Raw genomic sequence first — 18,581 nt, forward strand, 5'->3', positions numbered from 1 at the left:
CAGGAGCCTCATTTTATTGTGTGGCAACTTGCACTTTAGAAAGTTGCTCGGCTTTATCCTTCTCGTAACGCGCGGCGGCCGTTGCCACCTGGCCACTGGCAGTGCCACTGAGCCAGCGACGAGTTCGACCGGCATCCCCCAGAGGGGTGCGTTTGCCAAACGAATCGAGAAAAACAAACCCGGTGGGCTTGCCCTCAACATTGGCCACCATCACTAAGCAGCGACCCGCCTCGCTTAAATAACCGGTTTTGCTCAACAGTACATCCCAGCGTGAACTGCGCACTAAAGGATTGGTATTGGCGTAATAGAGCGAATAGCCCGGCTGGGTAAACCAAACGTCATGCTTGGAGCTGGTGCTAATTTGACGAATAACATCGTACTGAAAAGCCGCCTTGAGCATAAGCATTAAATCATTAGCGGTGGATACATTTTGCTCAGACAATCCACTGGAGTCGACAAAATGAGTATGCATCATTCCTAGCTTGTGAGCTTTTTCATTCATAGCATTAATAAAAGCGTCATAGCCTCCGGGGTGGTGGCGTGCCAATAAATACGCCGCGTAGTTTTCCGACGACATCACGGCAATATGCAGCAGATCTTTGCGTTGGGCGCGAGACTGGGGACGAATACGCGAATAGGCATTGGCCGCAGCGGGAAAATGCCGCTTGCTGACCTCTAGCCGTTCGTTTAAATCAGCACCGGAATCCAGTACTACCATTGCCGTCATAATCTTTGTCACAGAGGCGATAGGCATCACCCAGTCAGCGCGCTTGGCGAATACTGGGGTATCACTGCCGAGCGGGCTTACCGCCGCACTGACCGAGGCCAACCGAAGCGGAGACTGTACCTCTGAGGCTTCCACCAAGGGCATCAGTAACAAGACCATCAAACTAAAAACACAACGCAACATCTATCCACCCAGACAACGGCAAAAACGCAAGGTTAACATGAATCATCCGCCATTTCTGGCGCTTTATCGCAAGCTCTAGAGGCTCCGAGGGTAAAGGAAATTATTGCAGAGCCGGTCACATGGGCGCAAAATACCCCCTCGAACGAGTGGCGCGCACTGCCACCTTAATGACCCGCGAGCATACTAACCGCTCGCTACCCTATGGAGTAGAAATGAAACCATTACTGATTGCTTTTTTATCATTGTTTGTTGCCCTGAACGCTCAAGCCTTTGATTTGGGTGATGTCGATAAGGCTTTAGGTTCAAACAATGAAAGCAGCCTACCCACAGGCTTACTGTCGAGCCTGACCGATTCATTGGATATTAGCTCAGAGCAAGCCGCAGGCGGCACTTCAGCGCTTTTGGCAATGGCGGCAAATAACTTATCGGGTGATAACGCCTCATTGCTGGGTGATATTATACCAACGGGTAGCAGTGGCGGGCTGACCTCACAGCTGGTCAATCAGATCACAAGTATGGATGGTGTGCAGAGTGCTTTTGAAGGCCTGGGCATGGATCCGGCCTTAATCCAACAATTTACCCCGATCGTCATGGGTTATATCGGAAACAACGGCGGCGGCGATCTGCTGGGTATGCTGGGCTCATTGTGGGGTAACTAAAACGCGCCTACACTACGCAAAACAAACCGGCGAGTTTGTAAAAACTCGCCGGTTTGGGCAATCGTTCAGTATTGGCTTGATTTAGCCGTCGCAATTAACGCGCACTGATATTCATTCCCCGCTCTTGCTCTAGATTAAACTTCACCACTACACGGCGATTCATTTCACGGCCTTGCGATGTACCGTTATCAGCCACAGGGTTACTCTCACCATGACCATCCACGTTCCAATTGGTAACCTGCACCCCTTCAGACTTTAAGTAATCAGCGACACTGCTGGCGCGCTCATCCGATAAGGTCTCATTGTATTGATCGGGGCCGGTGGCATCGGCATAGCCATCTATCTCTGCCCGCAGACTTACATCGTCAAACTTTTCAGCGGTTTCCACCAACTCAGCAAGCTCATTGCGAGCGCTACCGGTCAGCTCCGATGAATCAAAAGCAAAACGCACAGTGGTATCGATAGGGAAAGCCGCCAAAGCCGGATTGGGCTTTTCTGGTGATTGAGTTTGTTCGGCGTTGTCATAAGCTTGAGCATCAGACGAATCCGCCTGTGTATTGGTATCGGTGTCGGTGTCTTTTTTCACCGCGTGAAAGCCCGACTGAGCTGCACTCACATTATGACCGTCTTTATCGGTTTTCATATGAACCAGCTCATATTCAGACTCTTCATTGGCTTCGGCATTAGCATTGCCATCAGTGGTGCTGCAACCGACTAAAGCGACTGTAGAAGCGGCCGCAGTCATAGCCAACCAAAATTTATTGCGCTGTTTCATGGTGCTCTCCTATTCATAAAAATGTTTATCTGAGAACATTAAAGCGAGGACTGTGCCAAGTGTAATTAAAAAATAAAGATGCCGCTTTACCCAGTTATAACAGCCTCTTTTTGTGACTTGCGTCTATTTTATTATTGAAATGTTTCGAGCCATTGCGATAAAACCACACTGCAAAGTATGACAAATCTGTAGTATTTCCAAATATTTTTACCAAGTTGCAATGTCACCAAATTTACATATAGATAATGTCTATTTACCTTTACGGTGTTGCGGCTTGACTGATAAACGCATCAATATAATCGGTGGCTCGGTCTGCACTGCGCACACCGACGTATATCTGTTTATGTAATTTTTTCTCGCCCAAACTTATCGCTTTAATAGGCAAGCTTGCGGCATATTCCTCAACCAGCCAGCCCGGCAATGCTGCCACGCCTCGCCCAACCGCTACCGTGTGCAATAAAATATCGGTGGTCTCTATGGTTTTGTGGCTGCGCGGTGCAACACCCGCCGGCAACATAAAATGACTGAAAATATCCAACCGCTCTACCGGTACCGGATACGAAATTAATACCTCGCTCACCAGTTGCTCGGGCCGCACAAAACTCTGCTGCGCCAGCGAATGACTATCGGCCACCACCAGCACCTGTTCGTATTCGAACACAGGGGTAAACTCGACTCCAGGTTTATGCAGCGGGTCGGGGGTGACGAGCAAATCAATATCGTGTCCAAACAATGCGGCCATGCCACCGAATTGAAATTGCTGTTTAACGTCGACATCTACCCCCGGCCAGGCCGTTAAATACGGCCCCACGATTTTCAGTAACCACTGATAACAAGGATGGCACTCCATGCCGATGCGCAACACTCCCCGCTCCCCTGCGGCCATACGAGCAATCACATCTTCGGCATGCTCCAACTGTGGCAGCAAGCGCCCGGCGAGCCCTAACAAATATTGCCCGGCTTGAGTCGGCCGCAAGCGGCGGCCTTCACGCTCCCAAACTGGCGTCCCGAGCTGCTGTTCCAGCTTTTTAATGGCATGACTCAACGCCGATTGAGTCAAGTGCAAACGATCAGCGGCTGCGGTCAGGGAGCCGTCTTGTTCTACTGCCCGCAAAATAGCCAAATGGTTGCGCTCTATCATGCCCTGCCTCTTAATCTCAAACTAAAAGATGAATACACTTCATCAAACAATGAAATAATACCATTTTTAATCATATCAACCACCGCCGACACTGATCCCTTATTGACTAGGAGGCCAAGATGGCAAAGGCTCATAATTTGAGGCTTCCCCGCATAGGCGCTAAGCGCGCGAACGCATTCCCGCTAAACGGTTTTGAGTAAACCCTGACTGCGGCTTAAAAACCCATCAGTGGAATGAGATACTGCCCGCATTGCGATATATGGCAATTGCAGCCAGAACTTTGCGCCCAAGTGGCCAAACCCAAAGCCAAGAAACAAGCTCGGCGTAATTCAAAAGCCCGCCTGCCATATCTCACCTACGGTGAGATATGGCAGGCCGTTAGCCGCAACTGTTGACCACGTCCCCGGCAAAGGTTACCGACTTATCGGTAGCCTCAATTGAGATAAAACAATAAGGGTAACGTATGGCAGTGTTTGCCGAGCAGGTTTGCGGCTCACCCTCTTGATAATTTACTTGTAACGCACCGTCTTTTTCAATGATATTCAGCACATCGATAAAGTGCCCGCCTGAAGGTTTCATACCGGCGTGCAGCACAATCACCTGTTGTGTGGAAAAGTCCACCGCTGGCGCTTCTTCCTGACTGTTTAAATCGGTCGCCAGATACCTTTCTCGGTATTCGTGCTCGTTATCAATCACAGCAAAATAGGGATCTTCGTAGGAGGTATAACCAGACACCGCGGGGCAGTCGATAGCCGTAAAGGGAATGCTCATATCACCAGCACCGGAATCTGAGCCGCAGGCGCTCAGCATACCAGCGGCCAGTAAGGCTAGTGTAAGTCGAGATGTTCGCAACAAGTGACGATGCACGTGCTTTCTGTAGTCCATGGCTTTTCCCATAAAATCCGTATAAAAATTAAATTTACTATAGGTAAAGTCAAGCGCACTACTGTAGCGAAGTAAAAAGTTGTTATCGCTTCGGCAAGTAAAAGCAGCCTAGTAATGCCAATAACATGGTCGCAATCAATCCGGCGCTAATCATTATCAAGCCGTGAGTCATGGAAATGGGCCCCAGCACCAGTGGCGTGGCCTGACATAAATCTTCCACTTTAAACAGAGCCGGCAGCCAAGCATCCAATGGAGCCCAGCCGGGGAAGTTGGCTTTAAAGCCGCAGGCACTGCCGTGGCCAATATTATATTCAACTTTGACTAAGCCCCAGGTTTCCCACGCTAAACCCAAGCTTAAAACAAGGCCCGTCAAGCTCGCTATGACCCGGCCCCAAAACCACCGCTTTAATACCAACGCCAAAACTGACACTACAAAAATCGCCGCCACCCAAACCCGCACGTAGATACACATTTCACACGGGTAGTAGTGTTCAACATACTGAAAATAGAGAGCGCCGCCTTCCAGAGCGAGCATGGCGGCGGCAACGGCCAGCCAAAAATAGCGGCAAGAGGCTAAGCTGAGCGCTCGCTGCGCGAGTGTTGTATTCATTTTTCTTCGCCTATCTAATAGTCTAGTCAGTCGGTCAATAATCAAAACTTTAGCTTTGCTGGCACTTAATGCACCGTCTCACGCACAATAACCGCGCGTACACAGCGCAGCACACCATAATCGTAAACTCCATCAAGCGCATCATAGACCGGCTTGAGTTTAAAGGGTTCATCGTCGTGCGCCAGCATAACATCGAAGATGGTTTCCAGCTCTTGCTCGGGCAACTCCACCACCTCAGCCACATCCAGCTGGCCCTGCTCAATTAACCCGGCCAGATGGCCGTAGACAGTGGTGGGGGTCAACTCGCGCTGGCGGGCGATGTCTTCAATGGTCATGCCGGCTTTAAACAAAGCAAAGGTTTCATGCTCGGTGGCTTTTACATTCTCGGCGCTACCGGCATAGTCGGCTAAGCTTTCGACATGCTCGGTAATGGCAGTGATAAACGCATCGCCATAGTGTTCTAGCTTGCTGGCGCCCACGCCCGAAATGCGCGCAAACGCATCTAAATCCTGCGGTTGTAAGCTGACCATTTCCATTAAGTGCGCATCGTGAAAAATCATATAGGGCGCAATGTCCTGCTCACTCGCCAGCGCTTTGCGCAATTCGCGCAGCTTGTCCCACAGCGCGCGATCTGGGCCGGTGATACCCTTGGCCGCTGGGCTGCTTTTCGACTTGCGCCCAGAGTCGACTTTTGTGTCTTTACGCAGTTCAATACTTTGCTCCCCTTTTAACAACGGGCGACATTTTTCGGTGAGCAACAAGCCACCGTAACCGGCGACATCCACCTGCATTAAGCCGCGCGCTACCAACTGGCGAAATACCGAGCGCCACTGATTCACATCTAATTCTTCACCGATGCCGAAAGTGCTGAGTTTATCGTGACCGAACTGGGTCACCTTCTCGGGTGTTTTACCCAGCAGTACGTCTATCAAATGATTAACACCAAAACGCTGACCGGTGCGGTAGCAAACGCTGAGTGCTTTTTGCGCGACCACGGTGGCATCATAGGTTTGCGGCGGAATTAAACAGGTATCGCAATTATTGCAGGGGCCGTGTTCCGGCTCACCAAAGTACGACAACAGCACCTGGCGTCGGCAACTGGTGATTTCACACAAGCCGAGCATGGCATCGAGCTTGTGGTTTTCGGTGCGTTTGTGAGCGTCTGAGCCCTGGGACTGACTCATCATTTGTTTTAGTTTTAAAACATCCTGCACACCATAGGCCATCCACGCAGTCGCGGGTTGGCCATCGCGGCCAGCGCGGCCGGTCTCTTGGTAGTAAGCCTCGATGCTTTTAGGTAAATCCAAGTGCGCCACAAAACGCACGTCGGGTTTGTCGATACCCATACCAAAGGCAATGGTGGCAACGATGATAACGCCCTCTTCTCGCAAAAAGCGCTCTTGGTGATTTTTGCGAGTCGCCGCCGGCAGGCCTGCATGGTAAGGCAGTGCGGTAAAACCTTGCTTACTCAACCAAGCGGCGGTTTCGTCTACTTTACGGCGCGATAAGCAGTAAACAATGCCCGCATCCTCTGGGTGCTCGTTGTGTAAAAAACGCAATAGCTGTTGACGGGCGTCTTGTTTTTGCTCAATACGGTATTGAATATTGGGCCGGTCAAAGCCACTGACAAACTGCGCGGCATCCTCTAATTGCAGACGAGTAATAATCTCGGCGCGAGTGCGGTCGTCGGCAGTGGCCGTTAACGCCACTCGCGGCACATTAGGAAACTGCTGATGCAGCAAGCTTAGCTGTAAATAATCCGAGCGGAAGTCGTGCCCCCACTGCGACACGCAATGCGCTTCATCAATGGCGAACAACGCCAACGGCAGCTCCTGCAGCATCTCCAAGGTACGCGGTTGAATTAAACGCTCGGGGGCGACGTATAAGATTTTGACCTCACCTTGGCGCAAGCCTTGCTCAATGGCACGCACCTCATCAAACGCGAGGCTGGAGTTTAAATACGCGGCGCTAATACCCAGCTGTGCCAGCGCATTCACCTGATCTTGCATGAGTGCAATCAGCGGCGAGACGATAATCGCCACGCCCTCGCGCACTAAGGCCGGAATTTGGTAGCACAGGGATTTACCGCCGCCGGTGGGCATGAGCACCAAGGCGTCTTGCCCGGCAATAACGGTCTCAATAATCTCGGCTTGCGGGCCTCTAAAGGCCTCGTAACCAAAGGTGCTTTGCAGTGTTTGTAGGGCTGTTTGAGTCATGCGGGGAGTTTAGCAGCTTTAGCCCTTTCACGAATGAGACATAAGATTAAAAAACCGACCACCTAATTAATAATAGTTATTATTTGCATTAAGGTGCTTTTAAGCTACAAACAACGACCAACCGTTTGAACTAACCGATGAGCGCATCGAACACTGGGTAACACAATTCGTAACCGAGTGCGCCATAGCCAGCGCCGCTTGTCGATATTGCTTATTCGCCTCTCACAGAGGTTAATGCTTGGGTGGAAATGCTACTGGCCATGGACGTTGCCCATCGTCAAACCTGTCATTAGCGCCGCCATTGCTTTCGAACCAACAGAGCGACTATAGTGCTGCTATTAGGGCACAGGGCCCATAAATAGGGCGAAAGTAAGTGTGAACAAGCTAGCAACCAGCAGTGTTATTGCCGAGACAAAACAGTGGTTCGAAACCGTAGTACTCGGACTTAATTTATGCCCGTTTGCCCATCAACCAGCCAAACACCAGCGTATTCGTTTTGCCGTGTTTGATGAAACCGACGAGTTTGGGCTATTTGAGGTGCTCGGCGCCGAGGTGGCCCGGTTAGACGAGGCGGACATCAGCACATTAGAAACCACACTGCTAATACTGCCCGAGGGTTATGAGGACTTTTACTTTTACACAATTACGGTGCAGCAAGCCGAAAGCTGGCTAAACAAGCAAGGTCTGCTGGGGCGGTACCAAATAGCTCACTTTCACCCCGATTATCAATTTTCTAACACCGACTATGACGAGCGCAGCAACTTAACCAATCGCTCGCCCTACCCTATTTTGCATTTACTGCGCGAGCAAAGCTTAACCAATGCGATTGATAACGGTGCCGATACCGAGTCTGTCCCCGAGCGTAACATCGAGCGGATGCAAAGTTTAACCGAGCAAGAAGTTGCTACACTGTTCTCGTATTTAAACCGTTAACATTGCTGAGGCCGCGTTTATATACAACGCGGCATGCCATCCCAAAAGCTTTATCTCACTCGACCAAGCTGACCACCTGCTCACGAACAGTAATGATGCCCAGTATGTAGCCTGCGTGGGCTAGTCGGTAGTTGACAACAGATGCGTAGATTTACGGGTAGCCATCAGCCTTAACGGCTCGGAGTATTGCTTTAGCAGGCTAACATCAATAAAAGTGTGGAAGAGGAAGGGCCAATGGTTATTGGCCCCAAAAGATGTTTAACTTTTGCCAAACATACCTTTAAAGGCATTGGCGAGATCGGCGGGGTAAACCACGGTTTTGGAGTTGGCGGAGGTTGATAAATCGCCGATGGACTCAATATATTTTTCCCCCAGCAGATACATCACAGGCAGTTCATCGCCACCTTTAACCGAGTCAGTTACTACTCGAATCGACTGTGCCGACGCGTCGGCCAACACAATTTTTGCCTCAGCGTCGCGGCGCGAGGCTTCCAGGCGACCGTCGGCCTCGAGAATAGCGGCTTGTTTTTCCCCTTCGGCACGAGTTACCGCGGCGCGCCTTTGACGCTCAGCAGCGGCCTGTTCTTCCATTGCCTGCTGCATGGTAGGCGATGGGTTAATGTCCTGAATCTCAACGGTTTTGAGAATAATGCCCCAATCGGAGATGTCATCAGAAATGGAGGCTTTTAACTTGGCCTTAATTTGATCGCGCGATGACAGAGCCGAATCCAACGCCATTTCGCCAATAATCGAACGCAGTGAGGTTTGAATCAGGTTTTGGATAGCGATGGTGTAGTTTTCTACGCCGTAGACGGATTTTTCCGGGCTGACGATATTAATATAAGCCACGGCGTTGGCTATGATTACCGCATTATCGTAGGTGATTACATCCTGCGAAGGGATATCCAACACAATATCTTTGGTGGTGACTTTATAGGCCACGCTATCGAAAAATGGAATAATGAGATTGAGCCCTGGGGTGAGGGTCATGTGGTAGCGCCCCAAGCGCTGCACAACGTCTTTGCGCCCTTGTGGCACAATTCTAACCCCACGGGTAATAACAAAGAACGTTAAAAAAACAATGGCACCAACGGTAATAAGTGCGTCCATAATTGATATCCTTTCTATTGATTATTGGTGAAGTGTTACCACAAGATCGTTGCCAGACACATCCTTGACTACCACGCGATCTCCCGCACTGAGATCATCCGAGCAGATAAAGCGCCACTCATCTTCACCCAAAATAGGTGCCGAAAAGCGCAACTGACCGCGTCCGGTGGAAGCGTTAAAAACCAAGACGATGGCGGTTTGACCCAGCAGCTTTTCATAGGCCATACCGCTGCGGGTTTTATCTTTCATACGCGGAGCCACCCAGCGAAACCAGGCGACGAGACATGACATGGACAGAACCGCCCACAGGAACAGCTGGGCGGCCAAATCGAACGGCAGGAACAGACTGAGCACACCGACCACAATGGCGCTCACCCCCAACCACAACATAAAAAAGCTGGGTAAAATGATCTCTAACGCGGCCAGAGCAAAACCTGCTACCACCCACGCCCAAGCAGGCAAACCCGAACTTACCCAGTCTTCCATTGCGATCTCCTTGTAGGCATCTTCAATACTACAAAGACACCCTATGATTATTTCTCAAGGAGTATACATCAAATACACCGCCACAAAGCTGTAATCGGCAAAACCACTATAGCTCAGCCGGCGTCAGGAAAGCGGAGACATAGCGGGTTTGCACGTGGCACAGATCGCGCGATACCACAATTCCCGCCAGTGCTTGCGAAGCATAACCGGCAAGTTCGACGGTAATGTCGTAGGTACCCGCGCGCTCCTGCGCGCCCTGGAAATAGCAGCTGCCCCAAGAGGAGTCTATCTGAGTTAATGTCTCTTGATATTCACCATCGGTGGCGGTAACACTGGCGCTACAGGCATCAGCTTCTTCCGCCCACACATTGACATGAAGACCGTAACGCAGCTCTTCAGTGCAAGCGATCGGCTCACCGCCAACTGGTAATGAGGGGTTGCTGGCATCGCCCCACTGGGCAGCCCAGACTTGGTTGTTATGCGCATAAAAAACAGCATCATCATGCAACAACCCGCGCCGGGGCCCGACGCCACTATCCCACTGTTCGCTGCCGGCGGCTTCAGCCACCAGCGTGCCTTTATCCAGCATGGTGGCGGTATCACCCTGTAATCCCTGCAGCTCCAGCATCTGCAGGCCGCTATACTGCCAGGTGGCGTACGCTTGGTCGACTCGGGCCTGTACTTTTACCGGAAAAGCTACCCGTAGGTTAGCTTCGGTGTCGGCTAAAAAGCTCAGGGCGCGCAAGTCGTAGAGCGCTTCGCTGCTACTGCCCTGTTGGCCAATATTAACCTCGCCGGCCAAAGTAGGTACACCCGCCTCCACCTGTATCAACTGCGCTTTAATTCCGTCGGTCCAGCCCGAGATGGAGTCAACATTTTGCCCAAGGGTAAATATATATTGATCGTTGATTGGATGAATATAAGTGGCAAACCCCGGCACCTCTAGCTCGCCGCTGATTTTAGGGTCCAGCGGGTTGGTCAAGTCCACCACATAGAAGGGATCAACCTGTCGAAAGGTGACGATGTAGGCTTTGTCTTGAGTGAAGCGTACCGCGTAAATATCTTCTCCCGGTTTGCCGATGGCTTGGGACCGGTTGGCATTGGGCAATTCGGCGATCGTAACCAAACTCTGGCCACTTTGCTCTAACACAAACAAGTGGTGGGTCAACTCGCCCTGCCACTGGCTGGTTACCACTCGGAGCTTGTCGTGCGCTTGATGCACCCGAAAAGGCGCACGACCACGCAAGGTGCCGCTGACCGCACCGGTGGCGGCGTACTCGGGCCCCTCAGCGGTTAAATTGAATTTATGTAAGGTGGTCGTCTCGCCCTCACCCGACCAGTTTGACCCAGTAATATAAAGCGCATCGGTGCTCATGGTCATATCATCCACCGCCGTGCTTAAGCACTGGCTGGCCAATACCGACTGGCTGGACAAGTCGATAGCGGTGATATTGACCACCGAATAATAGCCCGTATGCTCATCCACCGAACTCTGTACCAAGCATTCCTCGGTAAGCGGGGCTTCAACTGAGCCTACGCGATAGCCCGGTAATATGTCGGCAAGACTCGCCTGAGCCAATACCTGCTCGTTGTCGGCTCGCGTATTTTCTTGATCGTGCTCTAAGTGCAAGTCATTCAACCAAGGGTCAAAACGGGACACTAAGTACAAGGTATCGCCAATCTGCCGACTATTAATTAAGGCGCCGTCAATACTGATGCTGTTCTCCAACTGGGGCAAGGCGGGGTTGCTGACATCGATAAACTCCAGCCGAAATTCGCTGTTTACCGGCCCCGGCCAAATATCCGCGGAAAACACAATATCAGGTGCGCCCCCCGGCATCAGCGGGTAAATATTGCCCCACTGATTGCGAATAGCAATCACATGGCTGGCAAGGTCGGCCTCCTTGTGTAAATACAGAGATGTCGCCTCCCCCCAATCACTTTCGGCGAAGCTGTAGCTTCCCGCTAATTGCGCCGATGGGGTGTCGGGATCAGTGGCAAAGACTTGAATACCGGGCAGATTCGAGGCGGCATTTTCCGGCACATAGGAGACAAACCAATGTGCGCCATCGTATTTAGCCACATCGGCCTCATCCACACCGGCGACATGGACATTGGTATCGGAGTAATCGCCTGCGCCATCATTACTGCCTTCGACTGGTGAGGCAGAAAAATCTACTTCTCCGCCCACCCCTTTTTCAGGGTAAAATCCACCGGTTTGCAGGCGAAAACCGTTGGCTAGGTAGCGGGTTAAATCCTGCCCTGCTATCGGTTGCAGTGGTTTAGAGTCGACCTGGGCGGGCTTTAAGGGTTCATAGTCGACAGGCTCTGAGCCGCCGCTTCCTACAGAGCTTCCCTGACTCGAAGAGCTGCTACTTCCAGCGGGGTCACTCCCTCCAAGGCTGCTCAGGCTCGAAGAACTTCCATTTCCACTGGGGTTAGTCCCCCCTGGAGTGTCCGAGCTTGAAGACCCACCACAGGCTGACAACCCCAGCGTTGCCACTAAACCTAATACCAATACCCGCATTTCACACCTCCCATGGCATTCACGAGAAAACCTTACACTGATTGAGGTAAGCTTAACTTGTTCAACAATGAAAACTGTGTGTTTTTGTAAAAACGACGAGCAGGCGACCAAACTACCTCAGCGCTATTAGATTTGAGGGATACGGTGTTAGAGAGCTTTCTTGCGGGCCATTTTTTGCCGCCAATACAGCCGATACCCCAGCAATAGCGCGGCAAGAATGCCATAAATAACCGCCTCAAAATAACTGGAGCGCACCTGCCAAAGTACATGCACCCAAGCCAAACCAAGCGCGACATATACCAGCCGATGCAAAGACTGCCAGCGTTTACCCAAGCGGCGCATCATCGCCTTGGTTGAGGTTGCCCCTAAAGCGATTAGGATCAACACCGCCGGAGCCCCGGCGGTAATATAAGGGCGCTTAACCAATTCGGCAAAAAAACGACTGAAATCTAACCCTAAAATAAACACTAAATAGGAGGCCACGTGGCACAGAGCATAGAACAGAGCAAATAACCCCAGCATACGCCGGTGTGGCATTAACCAGCGCCACTTGGCCGAGCGCACCAAAGGCGTCACCGCCAAAGACGCAAACAAAAAGTAGATCGCCCACTCACCGGTAAAAAGCACGATGGTTTTTGCCGGGTCGGCCCCCAACTGCTGGCTTATCGTTCGATAAAAAATCCAGCCAAAGGGCGCCAGCGCTACCATAAAAATAAAAAGTCGCCGCCAAGTTACTGCTTTCATACGTTCTGCCTTCAATAATGCTTACGCAAATCCATCCCTTTATACAGGTGCGCCACTTCATCGGCATAGCCATTAAACATCTGCGTATCAATAATATTGGGGCTAAACAACCCACTGGGCAGGCGCCGCTCACTGGCCTGAGACCAGCGCGGGTGATCGACCTCAGGGTTTACATTGGCGTAAAAACCATACTCGTTAGGTGCTCTCACATTCCAGCTGGTGCCGGGTTGTTTTTCGGTAAACTCAATTTTGACGATGGATTTAATACTTTTAAAGCCGTACTTCCAGGGTACGACTAGGCGTAACGGAGCACCATTTTGGTTGGGTAGAGGCTTGCCGTACAGTCCAACCGCTAAAAGCGTCAGTGGGTTCATCGCCTCATCAATACGCAACCCTTCGCGATAAGGCCAGTCGATAGTACTGAAGCGACTCGCTTGCTCGGGCATTTGCTTACTGTCCAACAAGGTGGTGAACGCAACATATTTAGCACGGCTGGTAGGTTTAAATTGCTTGAGTAACTCGCCCAGTTCGAACCCAACCCAGGGAATTACCATGGACCAGGCCTCGACACAGCGCAATCGATACACCCGCTCGCGCAGAGTGACCTTGGCCAGCAAATCCTCCAAATTGAAAGCCCCGGTTTTTTCCGCGTGTCCGGCGATCTCTACCTTCCAGGGGTGGGGCTGTAATGTACCGCTGTGTTTAGCGGGGTCGGACTTATCGTAGCCGAACTCGTAAAAATTATTGTAGCTGGTGACGTGCTCATAGGGCGTGAGCTTGTCTGTCACTTTTTCACCATAAGGTTCAGCACCGGCTATTTTTTGCTTGAGCCAATCGGGGCCTACCGCTGCGCCCGCATCGGCCACAAAACCCGGCTTGGCGCCCGCCCCGGAGGCTGCGGCTAACGCCCCAGCTCCCAGCGTCAGCTGCATAAAACGGCGCCGCTCGCGGTACACGGACTCTGGGGTGATCTCACTCTCACGGATACGATTTGACGGTTTAATAAACATTTCTGCCCCTGTAAAGAAACGGTTTGTATTATCGCTTATCCTTAAGACTCGATAAGGCCTACGTTGTTACAAGATTCATTTAACTATACGATCTATTTTTTTAAAACGATGTATCAGGGATATGAGCGACGCTATACACCACACTGTACAACGAATTTACCGCGAACACTCGCGTCAAGTGCTCGCCACCCTTATCCGCTTATTAAAAGACTTCGATTTGGCTGAAGAGGCCCTGCACGAAGCCTTCGCCTGTGCACTAAAGCAGTGGCCAGACGAAGGGGTGCCACACAACCCCACCGCTTGGCTGGTCTCTACCGGACGATTTAAGGCGATTGACCAGCTACGCAAACACCGCCGTGAGGTAGACTTAGCCAGTGAAGACACCGCCGTCTGCCAAGCCCCCGATCCCGACACTCTACACTTAGAGGATGATCGTCTGCGGCTTATCTTTACCTGTTGTCACCCCAGTCTCAGTCAGGAGGCCGCCATCGCTTTAACATTGCGAGAGGTGTGTGACCTCAGTACCGAAGCAATTGCCAGTGCGTTTTTAACCAAGGCCTCCACCACAGCGCAGCGAATAGTTCGCGCCAAACGCAAAATCCAAAGTGCTGGTATCCCCTATGAAGTGCCGGGCAAACAAGCGTTACCAGAACGCTTACAAGGTGTACTGAAAATCGTGTACTTAATTTTCAATGAAGGCTACTACGCCAGCGGTGGGGATAGCCTGCAGCGTGTACACCTGACCGACGAGGCCATTCGCCTCGGGCGCTTATTGACCCGCCTACTGCCACAATCCGAGGTTTATGGCTTACTGGCGCTTATGTTGTTACAGCACAGCCGTCAAGATACACGCTCAAAACCCAACGGCGATATCATACTGCTGGAAGATCAGGACCGAACACGCTGGCATCATGACGCCATTGCTGAGGCCACCGCCCTGCTGCCCCGCGCTCTTGTGGGGCCGGCCACAGGCTCCTATGCCCTACAAGCTGCCATTGCCGCTCTACACGCCGAAGCCCCAACCGCGGCAGATACCGATTGGCAAGAAATCTGGGGACTCTACCAAGCACTTTATTTGCGTACCCCCACGCCGGTGGTAGCCCTCAACCAAGCGGTTGCTCAAGCCATGGCGGGGGATATAGATACTGCCATTAGCCACATAGAGCAACTGGCTAATGGCGATTTAGCCTCTTACTTTCCCGCCCATGCCGCCTGGGCCGACTTGCTGCGCCGCTCGGGTCGCCACCATCAAGCCCACGAGCGTTACCATTATGCCCTAAGCTTAACCCGTTTAGCGGCAGAGAGGCGCTATTTACAAATGCGCATCGAACAGTATGAAAAAAATATTGGTAGCGCTGTCGATTAGACAGTCCGGCGGACGACTATAACGATCTCAAACACACTGGAGCGAGCAATGAAGTATTTATGTTTAGTGTATAGCGATGAGCAAGACCTACACGGTTTACCCAACAGCCCACAAGACCAGGAGTGCGCCGCCTACGCCGAAAAGATCAGCCAGAGCGGCCATTTGTTAGCGGGCGAGGCCTTGCAACCGGTCGCCACCGCAACCACTGTGCGTGTGCGTGCCGGTGACCTACAGATCACCGATGGCCCTTTCGCCGAAACAAAAGAGCAATTAGCGGGGTTTTATATGATCGAAGCGAAAGACCTGAACGAAGCACTGCGCATTGCCCAGGATATCCCGCCGGCGCGGGTCGGCAGTATTGAGGTGCGCCCGATACGGCAACTCAATACATAATAAAAACCTCGGCATTGTCGAAATCAACAAACTCGAGACGACTGGTAGATGCGAGGCCTTTAACCTTAGCGTGCATAACGGAAAACAAAACAATGCCGATGCATATTGCCGTTAACACCACAATGTCGTGAAAAACAAAAGGCCTCATCCACAATCAATCAGGAGATCCATAATGCGCGAACTAAACCCCTATGTTTTTTACAACGGCGACTGCCAAGCAGCCGTTGAGTTTTACAGTCAAACACTGGACACCCCCATCGATGCATTAATGCGCTACGGTGATGCCCCCGACGGCTCGCCGTTCGGTGACGATTATGCCGATAAAGTCATGCACGCCAGCCTGCGTATCGGCGCATCGACTCTAATGGCCTCGGACGCCCCGCCCGGCAATTACCAAAAGCCACAAGGAGTTTCCATTTGCCTGCAAGCGGAGTCCGCGCAAGAGGCCGAAGACCTCTACGCAGCGCTGAGTGCAGGCGGTGAGATCCAAATGCCGCTGGAAAAAACGTTTTGGGCCGAACGCTTCGGTGCTTTTACCGATCGGTACGGTATTAAGTGGATGGTCAATTGCGATTTTCCGACCTAAGGTCGGTTAATCCCAGTAGGGAAGATTCTGTTCCCGTTTGCCGACGTGTAAAAACATCTCGGGTTTACCGTCGGCATCGCTGTATTGTGCCATCACGCCAAATTTACCACTGTCGGGGTATTCCGCTAACTCGGGCGTCAGACGCGTACTGACGGCCAAAAAGCGCAAAACGTTAGCGCCGGTATTGATAATTTGGTGAGCCGTTTCAGGCCCGCCTGGCGGGCAGGCAATAATATCACCCGCTTTAATTGGCTGGTGATTCTCCCCCAAGCGCAGCCGACCCTCGCCTTCCAGAATATAAAACATCTCCTCATTCACCCGGTGACAGTGGTAGGGAAAGGCGCTCTTTCCAGGCTCCACTTCGGTCAGGTTATAACCTAACTTTTTCGCCCCTAGTACCGGCCCGATAAAAGCCATTTGCGCACCATATTTTTGGCAGGCATCGCCCATGGGCCCCATCCCCTCAGGCATAGGTTGAGTCGTTAAATCGGCAATATTTATAATTGGCAATGGCATTATTGGCATCCTTAGGCAGGTGTGGGCAGTGCAGTCGCACTTTGGTAACTCTCGGCAATCGCCCGGGCTTTATCTCGCACCAATGCAATAAGCGCGGGCGGGCTTTGTAACTCAGCACCGGGCAAAAAGCCCATCACCCGACAGGCCGCCATATCCAACTCCGCACTTTTAAAGGACGCAGTCACCGAACCGTCGGGGTGATTGACCAAATTGTCCCAGCAACAGGGGTGATCTTTTGCCACCAAAGCCTGGTTTTTGGGAAAGAAAAGCACCACTTCAAACGCTTCGGATTCCAGTGCACTGGGGCTAAAATAGTCATCCGGATCAAAATTGACGGGGCGTTCAAAGGTTACATTTAACGCCTCAACCGTCTCAATTCGGTCGACGCGAAACGAGCGCAAAGCACCGCGCAAATGGCAAAAGGCCAAGCAGTACTGCTGCCCCCAACTGTAAACCAACGCATAGGGATCAATGGTTCTACTGATGCTGTGGATTTGTCCGCGGGAGCGATACTCAATCGTTAACTGAGTGCGCTCGTGCACCGCTTGATAAACCTGATGCAATCTTCCCTCGTCGATGGTGGGGTTAATACGCGGCATACCCCGAGTCAGCAAACTCTCGCGCGCCCAGTTCATATCGGCCAGTTGCGCCTCGGGCAGCACATTGGCTATTTTAGTCATGGCGCTTTGTGCCGCGGGGCGAAATAATTTGCCCCAGGCGCGAGCCACCATTTCCGCCCCCAGGCAAACCGCTACAGCCTCTTGCGCCGAAAACATAAGCGGTGGCATCCGGTATCCGCGCACCAGAGAATAGCCACCGTGGCTGCCGCGCTCGGCGTAAATAGGCACCCCCATCTCTTCCAGCATACCGATATAGCGCTGCACCGTGCGTACTGACACCTCTAATTCATCGGCCAACTTAGAGGCCGATAAATTTGGTTCGCGCTGCAAAGCCATAATCATATGGATAAGACGAGTTGCGGTTGTCGCCATAGCTACACTCCCTGAATCATTTTTTTAACTTTAAACAGTATATACGTCAGAAAGTGACACATATCGGAATTAGTTTAGGGCCTGCCGACACCGATCTTGCGCCTTGCAGTCGAAACTGTGTCGGCCCAATCGACTAAACCGGAGATATTACCTGCTTGAAAAGGATGCCCCTATGCCCAATAGCCTCAACATTGCTTTCAGCCGTTTACTCGACCAATCGCAGCAACGGCGCCAACCCATGCTGCATTTTGCCGAACAACTGGCCGATACCGAGCGCTACACGGTCGCCGAAATACACGTCGAATACGCCGTATTACAACCACACCTTATTCGCACTCTACAAGCTCAACTCAAAGATCAAGAGTCTCCGCTAAGAGAGTATGACCCCGTACTGGCCAATCAGCTCGAAGATGGTAGCTTTCGCTTGTGCGCCCTACTGGAGCAATTCTTGCCACACCTCGCAGCCCTGCGAGAGCTCAGTAGAGCGGAGCTTTTGCCCCAGCGCTATGCACTCTATCTAGACTGGAACTTAATTGTCGCCGAGTGCTTTATTCATTGGGACCTTGTTAGCCGGGTGGAAAAGTTATTACAACAAATCTCATCGCCCACAGGTACAATCGAGCAACACGAAACCGGCATCAGCGGCAACACTTTAGCCCATTGCCGCAGGCGCGTGCATCGCTACTGCGCCGCGCTCTAACCACATTCAATCACAGGAGTCT

The 18,581-nt window shown here is 51.8% G+C and carries 19 protein-coding genes and 1 pseudogene; 7 read left to right on the top strand and 13 right to left on the bottom strand.

The annotated features are described in order from the left end of the window. Positions 1-13: 13 nt before the first annotated feature. Positions 14-910 (bottom strand): D-alanyl-D-alanine endopeptidase, encoded by an 897-nt coding sequence (pbpG, locus tag Q4563_RS05775; RefSeq protein WP_215977844.1) that lies wholly within the window; start codon positions 908-910, stop codon positions 14-16. Positions 911-1,029: 119 nt separating this feature from the next. Between pbpG and Q4563_RS05780 the strand changes: the two genes are divergently transcribed. After that, positions 1,030-1,569, top strand: a complete 540-nt coding sequence (locus Q4563_RS05780) for a DUF2780 domain-containing protein (RefSeq protein WP_215977845.1) — start codon at positions 1,030-1,032, stop codon at positions 1,567-1,569. A gap of 94 nt (positions 1,570-1,663) precedes the next feature. On the opposite strand, the gene Q4563_RS05785 is transcribed toward Q4563_RS05780, so the two are convergent. Together Q4563_RS05785 and Q4563_RS05790 are read right to left on the bottom strand one after the other, a co-directional pair. Further along, positions 1,664-2,344 carry an OmpA family protein gene (locus tag Q4563_RS05785; RefSeq protein WP_215977846.1) on the bottom strand — a complete coding sequence of 227 codons (681 nt, stop codon included), beginning with the start codon at positions 2,342-2,344 and terminating at the stop codon, positions 1,664-1,666. Between the two features lie 259 nt (positions 2,345-2,603). Further along, complete coding sequence (locus tag Q4563_RS05790; RefSeq protein ID WP_215977847.1) at positions 2,604-3,485, bottom strand: LysR family transcriptional regulator; 882 nt, start codon at positions 3,483-3,485, stop codon at positions 2,604-2,606. Positions 3,486-3,693: 208 nt separating this feature from the next. Here Q4563_RS05790 and Q4563_RS05795 point away from each other — a divergent pair. Then, positions 3,694-3,813 (top strand): annotated as a pseudogene (locus tag Q4563_RS05795) (hypothetical protein); the annotation flags it as partial. Between the two features lie 50 nt (positions 3,814-3,863). Here the strand turns inward: Q4563_RS05795 and Q4563_RS05800 are convergent. From Q4563_RS05800 to recQ, 3 genes are all read right to left on the bottom strand, one after another. Next, positions 3,864-4,370, bottom strand: coding sequence for a protease complex subunit PrcB family protein (locus Q4563_RS05800; protein WP_215977848.1), 507 nt, complete (start codon positions 4,368-4,370; stop codon positions 3,864-3,866). Positions 4,371-4,452: 82 nt separating this feature from the next. Then, entirely contained in the window at positions 4,453-4,980 is a 528-nt protein-coding gene (locus Q4563_RS05805) for a disulfide bond formation protein B (RefSeq protein ID WP_215977849.1), read from the bottom strand. Between the two features lie 65 nt (positions 4,981-5,045). Then, positions 5,046-7,196, bottom strand: a complete 2,151-nt coding sequence (recQ, locus tag Q4563_RS05810) for a DNA helicase RecQ (RefSeq protein WP_303603931.1) — start codon at positions 7,194-7,196, stop codon at positions 5,046-5,048. A gap of 375 nt (positions 7,197-7,571) precedes the next feature. Here recQ and Q4563_RS05815 point away from each other — a divergent pair, with 375 nt between their 5' ends. Beyond that, positions 7,572-8,129, top strand: a complete 558-nt coding sequence (locus Q4563_RS05815; protein WP_215977851.1) for a DUF1415 domain-containing protein — start codon at positions 7,572-7,574, stop codon at positions 8,127-8,129. Between the two features lie 258 nt (positions 8,130-8,387). On the opposite strand, the gene Q4563_RS05820 is transcribed toward Q4563_RS05815, so the two are convergent. The 5 genes from Q4563_RS05820 to msrP all read right to left on the bottom strand — a co-directional run bounded on the left by Q4563_RS05820 (position 8,388) and on the right by msrP (position 14,006). Further along, complete coding sequence (locus Q4563_RS05820; protein WP_303603932.1) at positions 8,388-9,239, bottom strand: SPFH domain-containing protein; 852 nt, start codon at positions 9,237-9,239, stop codon at positions 8,388-8,390. 21 nt (positions 9,240-9,260) lie between these two features. Then, on the bottom strand, positions 9,261-9,725 hold the full coding sequence (locus Q4563_RS05825) for an NfeD family protein (RefSeq protein ID WP_215977852.1): 465 nt from the start codon (positions 9,723-9,725) through the stop codon (positions 9,261-9,263). Positions 9,726-9,831: 106 nt separating this feature from the next. Continuing rightward, positions 9,832-12,252: a beta-propeller domain-containing protein gene (locus Q4563_RS05830; RefSeq protein ID WP_303603933.1), complete on the bottom strand. Its 2,421-nt coding sequence runs from the start codon at positions 12,250-12,252 to the stop codon at positions 9,832-9,834. 147 nt (positions 12,253-12,399) lie between these two features. Continuing rightward, positions 12,400-12,996, bottom strand: a complete 597-nt coding sequence (locus Q4563_RS05835) for a sulfite oxidase heme-binding subunit YedZ (protein ID WP_215977854.1) — start codon at positions 12,994-12,996, stop codon at positions 12,400-12,402. Positions 12,997-13,007: 11 nt separating this feature from the next. Then, entirely contained in the window at positions 13,008-14,006 is a 999-nt protein-coding gene (gene msrP, locus Q4563_RS05840; protein WP_303603934.1) for a protein-methionine-sulfoxide reductase catalytic subunit MsrP, read from the bottom strand. 121 nt (positions 14,007-14,127) lie between these two features. On the opposite strand from msrP, the gene Q4563_RS05845 reads away from it, so the two are divergent. The 3 genes from Q4563_RS05845 (at position 14,128) to Q4563_RS05855 (ending at position 16,351) form a co-directional block, all read left to right on the top strand. After that, complete coding sequence (locus Q4563_RS05845) at positions 14,128-15,372, top strand: RNA polymerase sigma factor (protein WP_303603935.1); 1,245 nt, start codon at positions 14,128-14,130, stop codon at positions 15,370-15,372. A 48-nt stretch (positions 15,373-15,420) separates the two neighbouring features. After that, on the top strand, positions 15,421-15,765 hold the full coding sequence (locus tag Q4563_RS05850; RefSeq protein ID WP_215977857.1) for a YciI family protein: 345 nt from the start codon (positions 15,421-15,423) through the stop codon (positions 15,763-15,765). Between the two features lie 172 nt (positions 15,766-15,937). Next, the gene (locus tag Q4563_RS05855; RefSeq protein ID WP_215977858.1) at positions 15,938-16,351 is read left to right on the top strand and encodes a VOC family protein; all 414 of its coding nucleotides are present in this window, start codon (positions 15,938-15,940) and stop codon (positions 16,349-16,351) included. A gap of 6 nt (positions 16,352-16,357) precedes the next feature. Here Q4563_RS05855 and Q4563_RS05860 read toward each other — a convergent pair whose 3' ends face one another. Both Q4563_RS05860 and Q4563_RS05865 read right to left on the bottom strand, forming a co-directional pair. Further along, entirely contained in the window at positions 16,358-16,867 is a 510-nt protein-coding gene (locus Q4563_RS05860; protein ID WP_303603936.1) for a cupin domain-containing protein, read from the bottom strand. Positions 16,868-16,878: 11 nt separating this feature from the next. Then, entirely contained in the window at positions 16,879-17,859 is a 981-nt protein-coding gene (locus Q4563_RS05865) for a helix-turn-helix transcriptional regulator (protein ID WP_215977860.1), read from the bottom strand. Between the two features lie 172 nt (positions 17,860-18,031). Here Q4563_RS05865 and Q4563_RS05870 point away from each other — a divergent pair, with 172 nt between their 5' ends. Then, the gene (locus Q4563_RS05870; RefSeq protein WP_215977861.1) at positions 18,032-18,559 is read left to right on the top strand and encodes a hypothetical protein; all 528 of its coding nucleotides are present in this window, start codon (positions 18,032-18,034) and stop codon (positions 18,557-18,559) included. Positions 18,560-18,581: the final 22 nt, after the last annotated feature.

The organism is Gilvimarinus sp. 1_MG-2023, assembly GCF_030548285.1.